This window comes from Rheinheimera sp. UJ51, assembly GCF_020819615.1.
GTDB classification, from domain to species: domain Bacteria; phylum Pseudomonadota; class Gammaproteobacteria; order Enterobacterales; family Alteromonadaceae; genus Alishewanella; species Alishewanella maricola.
In genome coordinates, this window is sequence record NZ_JAJHOG010000025.1 from 1 (window position 1) to 15,953 (window position 15,953).

The following is a 15,953-nucleotide window of genomic DNA, read 5'->3' on the forward strand; positions in this document are numbered from 1 at the left end:
CCTTGTGGAGTAGTGTGTGGCTAACAAAGCGCTAAAGTCACTCACTTCGTTCGTTGGGACGCAAACGCGCGGCGGCTTCGCCATTTTCGCCGCACATTCGCGCCCCTTAGCTTAGCGTTATATTTTTCGGAGTAACAAATGGAAATTGTACTAAACGAACAAGAGGCGAGTATCGATAAGCCGGAGATTAGAAAATCTCTTATTCCTCTTTGGATAAAGATTTTTGGCTGGTTATTTATTGTTATGGGAGCGCTTGTACCATTCTTTTATTTCGGGTCACTCATTTTCGGTTTCAGTTCTTCGTACACAATGTTCGGACTGGAATACAAGGGTAATGCATGGGCATTAATGCCCTTGGTGATAGCAGCAGTGATTTTCGTAAACGGTTTATGCGCGTACGGGTTACTTTTTGGAAAAAACTGGGGTTTAAATGCTTGTATTGTCTTTGGTTATATTGGGTTAGCATCAACGGTAGGAACAATGGTTTTTGAGATGATGTTCAGTGGCAGCATGATGATTCGTTTAGAGCTCATCATTCAAATTCCATATCTGGTCACACTTCATCGGCTTAAAGCGCATTGGTAAGATCAAATATAACAATCCGCGTCATTTGGGGCCTGCGTCCCCTGCGACGCTCACAAGTTCGCGCGCATGCGCGTGGCGTTCTGCTAACGCCTAAAAGCGGACTTTAAAGCCTTAAAGTTGAAATGTCTGCAATTGGCACTTAGTGACGATTTGAAAAAAAACCGGGCACTAATTTATTCTTTAAGTCGATGATGAATATCATCATACTCTTCGATCATCTTTGCCAAGATTTCAAACTGTTCACCATCAGGCGTGCCAGGCTCAGCTTCAAGCAGTTGCTCTATTGCTTCTAATTCAACTTCATATTCCTGATCGTTTTTTATAGCTGTGCTCATTGTCTGCAAAGTGTTAATCATTTTGACAAATACCCAAAAGCCTCCAATTATTCTCGTAACCATTTGGATCGGATAATGAGATTCTGAATGTTCTCATTGCTGTCTCTTTTACTAAGTTTACTCTAGTTGATAACCAATGATCATGCTGCCATTTTACATAATCTGCAACATCATCGCTTGGAACAATAAAAAATCTTGGAAGAGTATTCGCACCTTGAAGGCAGACAAAACAATAAACGAGATTACTATCTCTAATTTCCTCGTGCTTTTTTCCCATAGTCCACATAAAAAATTCTTCGTGTCCAAAAAGCTTTTCTTTTCTTGGTTTATTAACTGTAGTTTTTACTTCAACTTTGAATAAGGAATTAATTTCTTGGTTAGTAACAAGAATATCAACACCTTTCGTGTTTCCCAGCGTGAGGGTCGCAATCAGTCCTCTATGAGTTAGTTGCGCTAAAGTGTAAAACTCGCCAGCCAAGCCTGTTTGAGACTTTTCCATACTATTCTTTCCTGATTGAATTGCTTAAAGCTCGCAGCTCAGGCCGAAAACCCTTGCAACGGTTCAGGTCACAAAGCCACGCAGTGGCTGTTTGTGACTGCGGTTGTGTACGCCCAGCATGAGCATTAAACTAATGAGCTGAAATTCCTATTTAGGAAAGTCACTTTCTGAATACTTATTGGTTATTAAACGATGACAATTAGCGAATGGCAATTGCAAAGCTGATTTGTACAAGCAAACTTCTTTATAACCGTTAATGGCACTAACTTGAAATGCGACATGCAAAATATAAAAACGGTGAGCAAAGCTCACCGTAGATTGTTAGTTCTTCACTAACCCCAGTGTGCTGCTGCCACAATCAGAAATAAATCTGGCGGCAAACCGAACACTGACTCAAACTCATCTGGAAATTTTTCGCAAAACTCCGAAATGTCCTCACTATAGTACCCAAGTAGAGTATGCATTTTATCCGCATCTATATATTGCTCGCATTCAAGCTCTTCCTGTATTGACCTGCTAACGCTGATACCCAATATCTTGCCTCCAGCATTACGATGCTGGTAGATATAGCGGCCAAAGGTTAGCTCCAACGTTTGCAAATTAGCAATATCCGCCAATAATATAAACGTCGACGTGTCGTCCCAAGGGCTTTTGCTTTTGCGCTGGTAAACCCGAACTAGTTGGCTCATGCTGACACCTCTAACCGTTCAATGGTTTTGTCGGTCAAATAACCTTTTAAAGTTAGTTTATCCTCGATTAGCGAATACCGCAGCAACATGCGGAAGTAACTTAAAACGGTGTCATCTCCAATATGCTGTGATAACGCGCGGCTGATCTCTATCAAGATCAATTCATTGGCGTCAACGTGATCAAATTGAAATTGCTGTTGTTGAAGCTGTTTAGCGTCTTCAGAGTTTAAGGTGGCCTTGCAGATTTCTAAAAGTGTCTCAATGTGCTGAATCAGCTGGTTTGACGGTAAAGTCATGATGGTCTCTCCTTGGTTATGTTCTCAGAACTAACTAGGAGTGTGAAAAGGAAAATACTGAGCTTTGTACTCTTAATAACAAAAAAACAAAGGTTATTTGGTTTCTCAGTTTTTACTAAAAAGTCTTTTGGTATTATTGAGCATAGTTACATTAGCTCGCTTTAACTAGCGGCTTTGAACTTAGTTATATCTATTGCAAACCAAAATATACTGCACTAAAGTCGGTACAAATGGCGTTTCGTAGTTAAGGATAACTAAGATGAAAGACAAGGAAAAAATCGCGGTTTTTATCGATGCCGACAATGCACCTGCTCAAAAAATGGATAAGGTGTTAGCAGAGCTTGCACGCTATGGTGTGGTGAATATTCGCAAAGCCTATGGCAACTGGAAAAGCCCTAAAATCAAGCCTTGGGAAGACATTCTGCATGACTTCGCCATCCAACCAATCCAGCAGTTTGATTTAACCAAAGGTAAGAATGCGACTGACATGGCGTTGGTTATTGACGTGATGGATGTGCTTTATACCAAGAACGTCGACATTATCTGTTTAGTTTCATCCGACTGTGACTTCACTCCCTTAGTTACCCGTGCACTGGCTGATGGCAAATTTGTTATTGGCTTTGGTGAGCGTAAAGCACCATTACCCTTCGTAAATAGCTGTTCTCGCTTTCTCTATTTTGATGAGCCAGAAGAAATAGCAGTGCCCGTGCAAAAAGCAACAAACAATATAAAAAGCGACACCAAGCTCATCAATTTGTTGCGCCAAGCAATAGAAGCCGTTGAAGACGATGAGGGCTGGGCAAAATTAGGTCCTATTGGCACACACATCTCAAACCACGCCTCATTTGATCAACGTAACTATGGCTTTAAAAAGCTCAGTGATTTATTTATGGCCATTGACCTGTTTGATATGCGCAAAACAAATGGCTCAGTACTTTGGGTAAAAGATAAAAAGCGCAGCAAGCCTTCTGCCAAAACCAATATAGCCAAGTAGGAAAGTATATGGGCAGAAGACGTCAATCCAGTGTGCTAGATGACTTGTTCGGCATAGCCAGTATGCTGCCTTGGTGGTTAAGTGTTGCGCTTGCTATCGGGCTATATTTTTATCTCGATAGTTTAGCAATTATGCCAATAATTGACCCAAAACAGCCTATGGCGCATGTTACCGCGTCAATGGTTTATTATTTGGCTTATTGGGGGCGCTATCTCATACCGGCTATTTTTGTATTTGGTGCCATTGCATCTTACAAAGCAAAAGCTAAGCGCGCGTCGCTGTTTAATCACTTTCGGCAAGATACCACATCAGAGCAAGATGCATTTGCCGCAATAAGCTGGCGTGAGTTTGAAATGCTGGTAGGGCAATTTTTCCGTGAAAAGGGCTATAAGGTTCGCGAAACGGAAAACGGTGCTGATGGCGGAGTTGATTTACACTTAACCGCAAGCGACTTTAAAACCTATCTGGTGCAATGCAAACATTGGAAAGCCAGCAAAGTGCCGGTAAAGGTAGTGCGCGAACTATACGGTGTTATGGTCGCAGAGCAGGCAGCAGGCGTTTTCTTGGTAACCTCAGGTCAGTTTACAGACGATGCCCAAGCTTTTGCAGAGGGTAAAAACATTCAGCTTATTGATGGCAGGCTTTTAGTCAGCGCCATAAAAGGGCGCGAACCACAGCAAAATAAGCCGGTGTTATCCTCTGTAGCATCAGCAATACGCTGCCCAATTTGTAACAACGATATGGTGTTAAGAACGGCTAAAAAAGGCCCAAACGCGGGAAATCAGTTCTATGGATGCTCTGGTTATCCAAGCTGTCGCGGAACTCGGCAAGTTTAATCGTAAGCTGTAATGTTGACCCTGTTTCGGTTTGCTATACAATCGGTTAATCATCATATGGATATGAGTGCACATGAATAAAAAAGCCCTCAGTGAACGCGATATTTGTTCTAAGTTTATAACCCCTGCCATTGTGCAAGCCGGTTGGGATCTGCAAACCCAAATTCGTGAAGAACTTACCTTTACCGCCGGTAGGGTGATTGTGCGTGGCCGTATGCATAGCCGAGGTGAAAAACGCCGAGCCGACTATGTGCTGTTCCACAAAAAGAACTTACCCCTAGCGGTTATCGAAGCTAAAGATAACAAGCACAGCCTTGGCGCTGGCATGCAACAGGCATTGGCGTACAGCGAAGCGCTGGATGTGCTGTTTGTGTTCTCCAGTAACGGCGATGGTTTTTTGTTTCATGATAAAACCGGCTTAAGCGGCAAAACCGAGCAAGAGCTGGCGTTAAATGCGTTTCCTTCTGCGCAGCAGTTATGGCAATGGTATTGCCAATATCATGGTTTTAAAGCGGCGGCCGTGCAGTTAGTCGACACGCCTTACTATGATGACGGCAGTGGCCGCAGCCCACGTTACTATCAAATGACCGCCATTAACCGCACGGTTGAAGCGGTAGCGCGTGGCCAAAATCGTATTTTGTTAGTAATGGCTACCGGTACGGGTAAAACCTACACCGCCTTTCAAATTATTTGGCGGCTTTGGAAATCCAAGCAGAAAAAGCGCATTTTGTTTTTAGCCGATCGCAACATTCTTGTCGACCAAACCAAAAACAACGACTTTAAGCCCTTTGGTCAGGCCATGACCAAAATTACCAAGCGCACCATTAATAAGTCGTATGAAATTTATTTGTCCTTATACCAAGCAGTCACCGGCACAGAAGAAGAGCAAAACATCTATCGAGAGTTCTCACCGGACTTTTTCGACCTTATCGTGATTGACGAGTGTCACCGTGGCAGTGCGCGGGAAGATTCCGCCTGGCGCGACATTCTGGATTACTTTAAATCAGCTACTCATATTGGTTTAACCGCAACACCAAAAGAAACCAAAGATGTCAGCAATATTCATTATTTTGGTGAGCCGATTTTTACTTACTCGTTAAAGCAGGGTATTGATGATGGCTTTCTTGCGCCTTATAAAGTGGTGCGCATTGATTTTGACATTGACCTCTTTGGCTGGCGACCAAAGAAAGGCCAAAAAGATAAATATGGCCTTGAGATTGAAGATCGCATCTATAACCAAAAGGATATGGATCGCAATATCGTTTTTGACGAGCGCACTCAGCTGGTTGCGCAAAAGGTCACGGAATACCTGCAAAAAACCGGTGAGTTTCAAAAAACCATTATCTTTTGCGACGACATCGATCATGCCGAGCGCATGCGCCAAGCCTTAGTTAACCTAAACCCAGCGCGCGTGAAAGAAAGCAGTAAGTACATTATGCGCATCACCGGCGATGACAACGAAGGCAAAGCCGAATTAGATAACTTTATTAACCCAGAAAGTCGTTACCCCGTTATTGCTACCACCAGTAAGTTAATGACCACTGGCGTAGACGCGCAAACCTGTAAGTTAGTGGTACTGGATCAACGCATTCAGTCGATGACGGAGTTCAAACAAATTATTGGTCGAGGCACTCGCATCAATGAAGACTTTGGCAAGTTATGGTTTACCATCATGGACTTTAAAAAAGCCACCGAGCTGTTTGCTGATCCAGCCTTCGATGGTGATCCAGTTGTTATTTACAATCCCAAACCAGGTGATGATCCAGAGCCGCCAGCAGGCAATGACGGTGGCGTGGGGGATGAAGATCCGGGTTATGGCGCTACAGTAGGAGATGGCGAAACAGGTGATGATGGCTCTGGTCTAGCGGGTATCGACGTTGGTGGTGGCGGTGAAAAGAAGAAAAAGTTTTTCGTTGCTGGGCATCCGGTAATGATGATTGGTGAGCGAGTGCAGTTTTTAGGGCCAGATGGCAAACTCATCACCGAATCATTAACCGATTACACCAAGGAATGTGTACAAAAGCAGTTCGCCACCTTAAAAGACTTCTTTCGGCACTGGAGCAGTGCTGAGCGTAAGCATGAGATCATCCAACAGCTTGCCGAGCATGGCGTGTTTTGGGATGAATTGCGCGCAGAAGTTGAACAAAAACTGGGTACACAGCTCGATGCCTTCGATTTAATTGCCCATATCGTTTACGATGCACCGCCACTTACCCGGCGCGAGCGCGCCAATAACGTAAAAAAGCGCAACTACTTTACTAAATACCAGGGCGCAGCCTTGCAAGTGTTGGAAAACCTGCTGGAAAAGTATGCCGACACCGGCATTGCGCATATTGAAGATATTAAAATTTTACAGCTGCCGCCTTTTAATACCATGGGCACAATGGTCGAGCTGGTGAATGCCTTTGGTGGTAAAGCCGGTTACGAGCAGGCCCTGCACGAATTAGAACAAGCACTTTACGACGATAAAAATATTGCTTAAGTGATACTAAATCGGAATGCGAGAACCAGCCTACGCTAAGCCAACCGTCTCAGGCCAGAAGGCTGACAAATTCGCCGGGAGCGAATTTGAACAGCGAAGCTGGTCCGCAGGATAAACTTCAAGGATGAAGTTTATAAAGGAGCCCCCACGGATGGGTTTACGGCGGGTTGGCGTAGGTAAACCGATTCGGTGCCACTTGTCGAACTACTTGAGTTAAAAAGGAACACCATGTCAATTAGCAGTACCATTAAATCCATTCAAGACATTATGCGTAAAGACGTCGGCGTAGACGGTGACGCTCAGCGTATTGGCCAGCTGGTCTGGATGCTGTTTTTAAAAATCTATGATGATAAAGAGCAGGAGTGGGAACTGTTTGGCGATTACAGCTCACCCATTCCAGAGCATTTACGCTGGCGCAACTGGGCAGCCAATGCCGAAGGCATTACTGGTGACGAGTTAAAGCAGTTTATCGATAACGAACTGTTCCCGGCTTTACAGAACTTGCAGCCAAAGGGCGATGACCAGCGTGCTTTTGTTATTAAAAGTGTATTTGAAGACGCTTATAACTATATGAAATCGGGCCAGCTGCTACGGCAGATGATTAATAAAATTCAGGAAGGGATCGACTTTAACAAAGCGCAAGAACGCCACCTGTTCGGTGACATGTACGAGCAAATACTGCGCGACTTACAAAACGCCGGTAACGCCGGTGAGTTTTATACTCCGCGCCCGGTTACCGAATTTATGGTGCGCATGGTTAACCCTACACTGAGCGATAAAGTACTCGACCCCGCGTGTGGCACCGGCGGCTTTTTAACCTGCACCATCGAGCATAAGCGCAAGCATTACGTTAAAACCCCAAGCGATGAGCAAGTGCTGCAAAACAGCATTTTTGGCGTGGAGAAAAAGCCACTGCCGCATTTGCTGGCCACCACCAATATGATTTTGCACGGCATTGAAGTGCCGTTTCAAATAAGCCACGACAACACCTTGGCAAGGCCGCTAATCAGCTGGGGGCCAAAAGAGCGGGTCGACTGCATTATTACCAACCCGCCGTTTGGTGGCATGGAAGAAGATGGCATCGAAACCAACTTCCCGCAGGCCCTGCGCACCCGCGAAACCGCTGACTTGTTTATGACCTTAATCGTCCACTTGTTAAAAGACGGTGGCCGCGCCGCAGTAGTACTGCCCGACGGCTTCTTATTTGGCGAGGGCATGAAGTCGCGCTTAAAAGAAAAGCTGCTGGAAGAGTGCAACCTGCACACCATAGTGCGCCTGCCCAATGGTGTGTTTAACCCTTACACCGGCATTAAAACCAACCTGCTGTTTTTCACCAAAGGCACACCCACGAAAGATATTTGGTTTTACGAGCATCAATACCCAGAGGGCGTTAAAAACTACAGTAAAACCCGCCCGATGCGCATTGAAGAATTCGCCGTTGAAGAAGCCTGGTGGGGCAGCGAAGCCGATGGCTTTGCCACGCGTGAAGAAAACCAGTTTGCCTGGAAAGTATCGGCAGATGAGATTAAAGCGCGCAACTACAACCTAGATTGTAAAAACCCGCATATTGGCGAGCAAATAAGCCACGACCCAGAAGAGTTGTTAGCCAGTTACGCCCAGCAGCAGCAGGAAATTCAGCAGCTACGCGACCAGCTTAAAAGCATTCTGGCCGAAGCCCTGGCACCAATCCATGCCAAAGGTGAAAAGTCACCAACCAGTGGCAGAGGTTAACAGCATGGCAGTGCAAGTTGAACAGCTGATAACAGAGCATTTAGACCTGTGGACACAGGCACAAACCGCCAAAAGCACCAGTGGTCGCGGCAGCAATAACAAGATTGAGCTTACCGGCGTTAAAAAACTTCGCGAGCTGATTTTAGAACTCGCCGTGCGCGGTAAGCTGGTGCCGCAAGATCCCAATGATGAACCGGCCAGTGAACTGTTAAAGCGCATTGCTGTTGAGAAAGAGGCAATGGTTAAAGCCGGAAAGCTGAAAAAGCAAAAAACACAGCCGCTTATTTCGGATGAAGAGGAACCTTTTGAGTTACCTAAAGGGTGGTTGTTTGCAAGACTAGCCGAACTTGCTTTGCCTCAAGCAGGTTTTGCTTTCAAGTCAAATGCCTTTAATGAAAATGGTGACGGATTACCTTTAATTAGGATTCGTGATGTTGGACAAGATTTCTCAGGTACATATTATAGCGGTGAATACCGTGATGAATTTTTAGTTATAAGTGGTGATTATCTCATTAGTATGGATGGCAACTTTCGAGTTGCCCCTTGGTCGGGAGATGTCGCACTTTTAAATCAACGAGTTAGCCGATTAATTTTTTTCGGTGATCTCACTGAAAAAATGTTTGTTGCTGAATCACTTCAAGCTCAGTTGTTAAAACTTCAGGGAGTTAAAGCTTATACTACCGTTGATCATCTATCTGGTAGCCAAATAGCGAATTCAGTGATTGGCTTACCTCCACATAGTGAGCAGATTCGAATTGTTACTAGATTAGGCGAGCTAATGTCACTTTGCGATCAGCTAGAACAGCAAAGCTACCAGCAGCTCGATGCCCATAACCAACTAGTTGATGCCTTACTGGCCACCTTAATCCAAAGCCAAAACGCCGATGAGCTGGCCAGTAACTGGCAGCGCCTGGCTGCACATTTTGACACGCTATTTACCACCGAATACAGCATCGAGGCGTTAAAGCAAACCATCTTGCAACTAGCAGTAATGGGCAAGTTGGTTAAACAAGACCCCAACGACGAACCTGCCAGCGAACTGCTAAAACGCATCGCCGCCGAGAAAGACGCCCTGGTAAAAGCCGGTAAAATTAAAAAGCAAAAATCACTACCGCCGATTAGTGATGACGAAAAACCGTTTGAACTGCCGCAGGGGTGGGAGTGGGTGAGATTTAGCGATGTGGCAAACTCTCGTTTAGGCAAAATGTTAGACAAAGCAAAAAACTTGGGTGAAATGAAACCTTATCTGAGAAATACAAACGTGCAGTGGGGAGTTATAGAACTAGACGATATAAAAAGTATGCGATTTAAAGAAGACGAGCTTACAGAGTTCAAACTTGAGTATGGAGATCTATTAATATGTGAGGGGGGGTATCCTGGTAGATGTGCAATTTGGAAACATAAAACTATTGAAATGTATTTTCAAAAAGCACTGCACCGCGCAAGACCATTCTCTGGAGTAACTACTGATTATTTACAGCTTTGTATATTTAATGATCTTAATACTGGCGGTTTAAATAAATATATAACAGGTGCAACTATTCAGCATTTCACTGGAGAAAAATTAGATAAATATGTAATTCCCCTTCCTCCAGTAGCCATACAAAGTCGAGTGATTAGCAGAGTAACTGATTTAATTAATATATGCGATATTATGCTCAAAAGCATGTCTTCCATTCAGCAAACCCAATCTGTTTTAGCTGAATCAATGGTCGAACAGGTGGTGGCATGAGAGCTAGAGAGGCCAGTTCAGCGTTTGCTTTATGGGTGTTTGCAGCATTTGCAATAACAGGTGTTGCAGCGGTTTGTCTTTTCTACGGTTATCATTTCACAACTCTAACGGAAGACCACAAAGTTTGGGCCGAGTTTGGCTCCTTTTTTGGCGGAGTTGTAACGCCATTTTTGGCTTTCTTCAGCTTTCTAGCACTAATTTATACCATTCATATTCAAAAGCGCGAGTTAGAGCTAACACGTGAAGAACTAACACTATCCAGGGCAGAGGTTCAACGTTCAGCCAATAGCATGGAAGCGCAAGAGCGGAATATGCGCTTGCAGCAGTTTGAGAATACTTTCTTCTCTATGCTGCAAATGCTTAATAGCTTGTACGATAAGGTTTATCCTGATTTAACATTACTAGAAACTAAGGTGACGCAAGAACGTCCTGATTTGACAACCTTGTCAGTTTCAGCTCTTCAATCAGACCATGCCGTTGGGCACTATTTTGAATTAATCAGCCGGATTATTGAGCATATTCAAAGTAATGCTCATTTAATTGTCCCGAACAGTTATTATCGCACCTTGCGGTCTGTATTACCTGATCGTGTTTTCATTATTTATTGTGCGAAATTTGTTGATGTTGATATTGCTAAAGGAAGTGCTGTTTTTCTTCGTAAGGCAGGTTTTTTCAGTGACAGTATTGAATTTCAGCATGAACATTTAACTAAGTTGTATAAAGAGTTTTTAGCTTTGGTTGATTGTTAAAATGCACATGATTATGCTACAAAATTAGATGCTTTTTATAACAAGTGACACCGCGCAAATTGAGTATCCTCTGAAGCATGTCTTACACGTACTCCATGTTTAGGAAGCTAAAAGATTTTCCTACATTTGCCACAAGCATTTTGAGGTATTGCTTACTGTTTTAGAAAAGCTATTAAGGTTTATACATTGATACTGGTCCGAAATCAGATTCGCAAAAAGCTGATGGTATGAAGCGGATATTCTTGGGACTTCTTAACAAAGCTTACACGCACCATTCTCTCAGTTAATTTCTGCTTAAATTTAAAGGATTACCTGAATTAAACGCGAAGTGTATACAGGCATGTATTGCAAGACTTGAATGGAAAAACTCGAATAATACTTATCATCATCATGCTAAATTTGCCGACCGAAATCAGTATTCAGATGAAGAGGTTTCTGAGCTGGTAAAACGAATTACTCAAGAAGATAATTTTGTTTCAACATCAAAGAGAATGTGGAACAAGAAGAATACATAGTAAGGACACTATTTCACATGAACATCGAATGCCCGCATTGTAATACAACTAACACGCTAGAATTTGCTGATAACATTCGTTGCCATAAGTGCGAGAATAATTTTGTTGGTTTTTCTTTTCGAAAATATAAAACGTCCATTAAAACAGCCACTGGTTTGATTTTATTCGGTGCATTCGGAGGGCAGTATCTTGATAGTGAGTACCTTGAAGCAAAGCGTTATCCCTCAGCCGCGATTTACGAAATTATTAGTTATTGCTCAAACCCATCCGGTGTGAATTTAACTAGGAGTATGCAGCAGGTGTTAACCCGGTCCTGTACCTGTGCATTGGATAAAACGATGCCTGATGTCAGTGGTAAGGATTTAAAGCGGAAGTCTCCTGAGTTTGTCGAGTTGTTTTCTAAAAACTTAAAAAGTTGCCGCTAAAAGGCCAGGTTACCCCGGCCTTCGCTAAACCTTATTTACCTTTTGCTGGTGGGTTATTTCCCCGACCACCGCCTGATGGGTTGCCGGTTTTACTTGGGCCATTTGGTGGTGAAGGGCGTGAAGCTGCGTTTTTAGCGGCTACACTGCTAGCTTTTGCGGCGAATGAGCCTTTAGGCACTTCACCGCCGTGTGCTCTCGCAGTAGCAGATTGAATGCGAGCTGCGGCTTCTATTGTCATTGGTTTTGACATGTTGTATCTCCTTTGCGTATCAACGCATTGATAACGTTTATTAGGTGCTCACAGCACCATTGCTGCGAACAGGAGTGATAATAAATTGCCGACAGGGACAAAAAGGGACACCAATCAGATAAAAGAGCTGCAAGCTAAAATAAATGCTATGCAAAAACAGCTTGGCTGGGGTAGGCCGCAACTGGCTGAAGCGATTTATTGTGAGTTGCATGAAGACGACGATACAGAGCGCATGCAAAAATTTGCAGAGAGCCTAAAAAAACAACTTATACGTGAAACAACACCAATAGAGCTTTTGCAGCGTTATATCAAGATCATCAGTGCTCATGATGAATTTAGAAAAGCAGATAGGGTATTAGCCAACCCAATTCGATTAGATGTGGTCGATATCAGCATACTGCGCGGCGTAAGTGCTGCAGCTAAGCTACTTTTGCAGGATATTGAGTGTGAATAAGTTATCTAAAATTTGCATAGCAACTAATAAAGCCAGTTAAACAAATGACTTTAGTTCTTTGATGAAATCAAGACCGGCGTTCGTAAGGAAACATATGTTGGGGGTTATTAAGCTTAGGTATTTTTGTGGGTTTTAAGTTGCTTCGAAATCTATTCATTTATCTCTAATTTTTTCCATACTCAAAAGCAATGCCATTTGTTAATTAATTGTGTTTAGATTATTTTTGAGGAGACTTTAATTTTTAGAGGTATTTTCTCAGAATTAAAAATCAATCTAAGCTGTGTGGTTTTAATCGATTTTAAGGTGGCTATAACAGTCTGTGGTGAGATAATTTGTATTTTTCATATGTTGGTCTAGGGTGGGGGGGGTATGTTGCTTAAATTGCGTTTTAGAGATCCGTCTGATTTCGAAGCGGTTTTTAAATTTATTGCGATCTCAAAGATCTTTTTTCTTTCTTTCTAATCTAGATCTTACACGAGAGTTATTTTTTTCTGTTTTTTAATTTAAGTTGCTGATATATATCATTAATAGTTGCTAAAAATCAGTTAGGCTGCTAAAAATGAGTTAGGTGCTATTTTTCCTATGTTGTTGTTTCTATTGGTTTATAGTTGCTAAAAATGAGTTAGGGAAGTTGCTAAAAATCAGTTAGGTCTCTTTTTATGCGTTTGTTTTTAATAAACAATAGTTTACGTTATTTTTTGATTGTTTTTTAGACTGAAGTTGCTAATAATCAGTTATATTTTGATTTTTAATTTCGTTTTATTGTTTTAATTTCAGTTGCTTATGGATTTATCTGCTTTAAAAATGAACGAATTCTGCTAAAAATCAGTTAGATAGTGAATTTTATTGTGTTTACCTTTATTTTTCAGTTGCTTAATGATTGGTTTGGTCAAAAATCATACGTAATCTGCTAATTATCAGTTAGGTTGCCTGCTTAAATATTTATTTGTGTTTTAGTTCAATTGCTTACAGATTTATTTGGATGAATAATAATCAATATCTGCTAAAAATCAGTTAGTGATGTTTTTCTTGGTTTTTTTATCATTACTTTCAACTTGTTACGTTTGATTTTGTCTGATTATTAGACTAAATCTGCTAAAAATCAGTTAGCCATAAGTTAGTCCGTTATTATTTGTGATTAATTTGAATTTTCTTAATAAAAATCAATTGGATACAATTATCTTAATGTCGATTTTTCTCGTGTTCAGAAAAATCGTAATAAAAATATTCGAAAACCAGATTTATTTAGTATTTCTGTTAACAAAAAAGTATCATTTTTCGTTTTGAATGAACGGCTTGATGCCCGCTTTTACATTATTTTTTATCATAACTAGCTAATAATAAGCTGTCTCTTTTAGGTAAATACCTGGTGGCAAACCGAACCCGTTTACAAAGTCCTCAGCAAATTGTGCGAAAAAGCGCCAATTTTCGCTGTGCAAACATTTAGCACTCTATACATCCCATTGCCTTGCAAATATTGCACTGCATTCAGCTTATCGTGCAACAATTTGCTGATGCTGATGCTGATGCTGATGCTGATGCTTATGTCTAGGTTAAGTTCAGCTTTGTGTTGATGCAGATAAATATAATCATCAAACACAGGCTCGTTTGTACCGTTACTTTTCATGTTTGCCATTAACAAAAATGTTTAAGCGTTTTCTCATACTGATTTGTTGACTCACTGGTATATCCATATAGCGCTATTTGTTGTCGTCAATTTTGTTTTTTCTCATTTATAAAGTAAATAACTCACAAATAATTAGCGCTTAACAAAGAAAATTAATGAATTAAAAAAAATATTTTTTCGTTATTTTTGCTGGTTTTTATTTATTTTCAATTAAAACAATTGGTTATGATTTTTTTGCTTGCTAAGTGAAATTTTGGAGATTTATAGATCCTGTTGTTAGCATATCTGAATGTTGGCGCTTAAAAGGATTTTGTCTTAAGTAATTTAACTACAGGGAGGTTTAACAAAGTCTATCTGGAGTTTTATTTGCAAAGTTTTGGTTCAGAAGCAATAACGCATAATAGTGTTTCTAATTATAGAAACACTATGCGTGCTTCTGTACCGATTAATCGAGAAGGACTTTTCATTTCTTTAGATGAAGCGGCTTCTCAATTGGGATTAGATGAAGCATGTATTTTAGCCATGGTAAAAAAAGGATTGCTGACCTTATGTAATGTTGGTGAAAATCTCGTGTTCTATAGATCTCAGTTTAAACTTTTGCTGGAGCAATTTTTAAAAGATGAAACAACTGTATTAGACTCTTATAGCCCACCTCAATCTATTTTAGTCTCCGATTGCGTATTTCGGTTTGTCCGGCCACCTGTTCCGGTTTCATCCGGCCAGGCGTTTCGGTGTGATCCGGCCAGCATGATCTGACCTTCGTTTATGTTCTCTTTTTACCCGACTTCTTCTCCCTGAACCAGTGTTTTTTTACGTTGTGACTCACCTGTTAATTCCAGTCGGTGGGCGTTGTGGATCACTCTGTCTAACAGCGCATCTGCAACAGTTGGATTATCCATTAATCCGTACCACTCCGAGACCGGTAACTGACTGACTATAATTGTGCTGCGTTGCTCGTAGCGATCTTCAATCACGTCCAGTAAATCGCTGACTTGTTTACCTTTAAATCCCTCAAGGCCCCAATCATCCAAGATCAACATATCTACCTTTTGTAGCTGTACCAGTTGTTTAAGATAGCTACCATCAGCATGCCCCATTTTCAGGCTTTCCAGTAACCGACCTAACCGGTAATACAGCACGCGTTTATTCTGTCGGCAAGCTTGCTCACCTAAGGCGCAAGCAAGATAGGTTTTGCCGCTGCCGGTGGGCCCGGTTATCAAGATATTCTGGTGGTACGTCAGGTGATGTCCTTGCATAAGTGGTGTAATTTGTTCAGCTCGCAAGCCGCGCTTTGCCGGATAGCGTAAGCCTTCCGGTGTCGCTTTAAGGCGCAGATTAGCCAGTTTTCGCAAGCGTTGTAAGCGGGTGTTATCCCGCGCCAGATGTTCTTGCTCGACCAGTAATCCCAATCGTTCATCGAAGCTAAGCTCGGCATAAGTATGGGGCGCAAGGCGTTGTTGCTCCAGCGCACTGGCCATGGCTGCCAGCTTAAGTTGGCGCAGTTGGATAAGTAGTGCATCCATTAGTATTGTCCTTATTGATAGTATTTTGAGCCACGGATGTTGATGTGTGTGCTAGGGATAATGGTGTTGGTTTCATCCGGTTGCCTGCGCATATCTTCACCGGTTTTCAGCAGCTTTTTGATGACCGGTATATAAGGTAGCTGGCGACTGATGGCCAGTGCGCAGGCACTTTCCAGCCTGTCACTACCGTAGCGTTTTTGCTCACTCAGTAGCGCCAGGCAGGCGCGCTGT

16 protein-coding genes and 1 pseudogene are annotated in these 15,953 nt (G+C 42.2%); 10 read left to right on the forward strand and 7 right to left on the reverse strand.

Annotated features, from left to right (window positions below; translation table 11 throughout):
* Nucleotides 1-138 precede the first annotated feature (138 nt).
* Complete coding sequence (locus tag LMJ53_RS16705; protein ID WP_229588506.1) at nt 139-585, forward strand: hypothetical protein; 447 nt, start codon at nt 139-141, stop codon at nt 583-585.
* A gap of 173 nt (nt 586-758) precedes the next feature.
* On the opposite strand, the gene LMJ53_RS16710 is transcribed toward LMJ53_RS16705, so the two are convergent.
* The 4 genes from LMJ53_RS16710 to LMJ53_RS16725 all read right to left on the reverse strand — a co-directional run bounded on the left by LMJ53_RS16710 (nt 759) and on the right by LMJ53_RS16725 (nt 2,404).
* Nucleotides 759-941, reverse strand: a complete 183-nt coding sequence (locus LMJ53_RS16710; protein ID WP_229588507.1) for a hypothetical protein — start codon at nt 939-941, stop codon at nt 759-761.
* Complete coding sequence (locus LMJ53_RS16715) at nt 934-1,419, reverse strand: hypothetical protein (protein WP_229588509.1); 486 nt, start codon at nt 1,417-1,419, stop codon at nt 934-936. The genes LMJ53_RS16710 and LMJ53_RS16715 overlap by 8 nt, the downstream gene beginning before the upstream one ends.
* A 332-nt stretch (nt 1,420-1,751) precedes the next feature.
* The gene (locus LMJ53_RS16720) at nt 1,752-2,108 is read right to left on the reverse strand and encodes a hypothetical protein (RefSeq protein ID WP_229588511.1); all 357 of its coding nucleotides are present in this window, start codon (nt 2,106-2,108) and stop codon (nt 1,752-1,754) included.
* Nucleotides 2,105-2,404, reverse strand: coding sequence for a hypothetical protein (locus LMJ53_RS16725; RefSeq protein ID WP_229588513.1), 300 nt, complete (start codon nt 2,402-2,404; stop codon nt 2,105-2,107). Before LMJ53_RS16725 ends, LMJ53_RS16720 begins: the two co-directional genes overlap by 4 nt.
* Before the next feature lie 259 nt (nt 2,405-2,663).
* On the opposite strand from LMJ53_RS16725, the gene LMJ53_RS16730 reads away from it, so the two are divergent.
* From LMJ53_RS16730 to LMJ53_RS16760, 7 genes are all read left to right on the forward strand, one after another.
* The gene (locus tag LMJ53_RS16730) at nt 2,664-3,398 is read left to right on the forward strand and encodes an NYN domain-containing protein (RefSeq protein ID WP_229588515.1); all 735 of its coding nucleotides are present in this window, start codon (nt 2,664-2,666) and stop codon (nt 3,396-3,398) included.
* 8 nt (nt 3,399-3,406) lie between these two features.
* On the forward strand, nt 3,407-4,234 hold the full coding sequence (locus LMJ53_RS16735; RefSeq protein ID WP_229588517.1) for a restriction endonuclease: 828 nt from the start codon (nt 3,407-3,409) through the stop codon (nt 4,232-4,234).
* A 73-nt stretch (nt 4,235-4,307) separates the two neighbouring features.
* Entirely contained in the window at nt 4,308-6,716 is a 2,409-nt protein-coding gene (gene hsdR / locus LMJ53_RS16740; RefSeq protein WP_229588519.1) for an EcoAI/FtnUII family type I restriction enzme subunit R, read from the forward strand.
* Between the two features lie 228 nt (nt 6,717-6,944).
* The gene (locus tag LMJ53_RS16745) at nt 6,945-8,447 is read left to right on the forward strand and encodes a type I restriction-modification system subunit M (RefSeq protein WP_229588521.1); all 1,503 of its coding nucleotides are present in this window, start codon (nt 6,945-6,947) and stop codon (nt 8,445-8,447) included.
* A gap of 4 nt (nt 8,448-8,451) precedes the next feature.
* Nucleotides 8,452-10,179: a restriction endonuclease subunit S gene (locus tag LMJ53_RS16750; RefSeq protein ID WP_229588522.1), complete on the forward strand. Its 1,728-nt coding sequence runs from the start codon at nt 8,452-8,454 to the stop codon at nt 10,177-10,179.
* On the forward strand, nt 10,176-10,928 hold the full coding sequence (locus LMJ53_RS16755; protein WP_229588523.1) for a hypothetical protein: 753 nt from the start codon (nt 10,176-10,178) through the stop codon (nt 10,926-10,928). The genes LMJ53_RS16750 and LMJ53_RS16755 overlap by 4 nt, the downstream gene beginning before the upstream one ends.
* Nucleotides 10,929-11,460: 532 nt before the next feature.
* The gene (locus LMJ53_RS16760) at nt 11,461-11,868 is read left to right on the forward strand and encodes a hypothetical protein (RefSeq protein ID WP_229588524.1); all 408 of its coding nucleotides are present in this window, start codon (nt 11,461-11,463) and stop codon (nt 11,866-11,868) included.
* Between the two features lie 31 nt (nt 11,869-11,899).
* On the opposite strand, the gene LMJ53_RS16765 is transcribed toward LMJ53_RS16760, so the two are convergent.
* The gene (locus LMJ53_RS16765; protein WP_229588525.1) at nt 11,900-12,118 is read right to left on the reverse strand and encodes a hypothetical protein; all 219 of its coding nucleotides are present in this window, start codon (nt 12,116-12,118) and stop codon (nt 11,900-11,902) included.
* A gap of 85 nt (nt 12,119-12,203) precedes the next feature.
* Between LMJ53_RS16765 and LMJ53_RS16770 the strand changes: the two genes are divergently transcribed.
* Complete coding sequence (locus LMJ53_RS16770; RefSeq protein ID WP_229588526.1) at nt 12,204-12,572, forward strand: hypothetical protein; 369 nt, start codon at nt 12,204-12,206, stop codon at nt 12,570-12,572.
* A gap of 1,993 nt (nt 12,573-14,565) precedes the next feature.
* Entirely contained in the window at nt 14,566-14,955 is a 390-nt protein-coding gene (locus tag LMJ53_RS16775; protein ID WP_229588527.1) for a hypothetical protein, read from the forward strand.
* Between the two features lie 20 nt (nt 14,956-14,975).
* Here LMJ53_RS16775 and istB read toward each other — a convergent pair whose 3' ends face one another.
* A complete protein-coding gene (gene istB / locus LMJ53_RS16780) occupies nt 14,976-15,722 on the reverse strand; it encodes an IS21-like element helper ATPase IstB (protein WP_229588528.1) in 747 nt (248 codons plus the stop codon).
* 11 nt (nt 15,723-15,733) lie between these two features.
* Nucleotides 15,734-15,953, reverse strand: a pseudogene (locus tag LMJ53_RS16785) (IS21 family transposase); the annotation flags it as partial.

Bases quoted from the DNA above. Each gene is read 5' to 3' on its own strand.
- LMJ53_RS16755 (WP_229588523.1), top strand. From the start codon at position 10,176: ATGAGAGCTAGAGAGGCCAGTTCAGCGTTTGCTTTATGGGTGTTTGCA.
- LMJ53_RS16720 (WP_229588511.1), bottom strand. From the start codon at position 2,108: ATGAGCCAACTAGTTCGGGTTTACCAGCGCAAAAGCAAAAGCCCTTGG.
- LMJ53_RS16710 (WP_229588507.1), bottom strand. From the start codon at position 941: ATGATTAACACTTTGCAGACAATGAGCACAGCTATAAAAAACGATCAG.
- LMJ53_RS16715 (WP_229588509.1), bottom strand. From the start codon at position 1,419: ATGGAAAAGTCTCAAACAGGCTTGGCTGGCGAGTTTTACACTTTAGCG.
- istB (WP_229588528.1), bottom strand. From the start codon at position 15,722: ATGGATGCACTACTTATCCAACTGCGCCAACTTAAGCTGGCAGCCATG.
- LMJ53_RS16745 (WP_229588521.1), top strand. From the start codon at position 6,945: ATGTCAATTAGCAGTACCATTAAATCCATTCAAGACATTATGCGTAAA.
- LMJ53_RS16725 (WP_229588513.1), bottom strand. From the start codon at position 2,404: ATGACTTTACCGTCAAACCAGCTGATTCAGCACATTGAGACACTTTTA.
- LMJ53_RS16765 (WP_229588525.1), bottom strand. From the start codon at position 12,118: ATGTCAAAACCAATGACAATAGAAGCCGCAGCTCGCATTCAATCTGCT.
- LMJ53_RS16735 (WP_229588517.1), top strand. From the start codon at position 3,407: ATGGGCAGAAGACGTCAATCCAGTGTGCTAGATGACTTGTTCGGCATA.
- LMJ53_RS16760 (WP_229588524.1), top strand. From the start codon at position 11,461: ATGAACATCGAATGCCCGCATTGTAATACAACTAACACGCTAGAATTT.
- LMJ53_RS16730 (WP_229588515.1), top strand. From the start codon at position 2,664: ATGAAAGACAAGGAAAAAATCGCGGTTTTTATCGATGCCGACAATGCA.
- LMJ53_RS16705 (WP_229588506.1), top strand. From the start codon at position 139: ATGGAAATTGTACTAAACGAACAAGAGGCGAGTATCGATAAGCCGGAG.
- hsdR (WP_229588519.1), top strand. From the start codon at position 4,308: ATGAATAAAAAAGCCCTCAGTGAACGCGATATTTGTTCTAAGTTTATA.
- LMJ53_RS16750 (WP_229588522.1), top strand. From the start codon at position 8,452: ATGGCAGTGCAAGTTGAACAGCTGATAACAGAGCATTTAGACCTGTGG.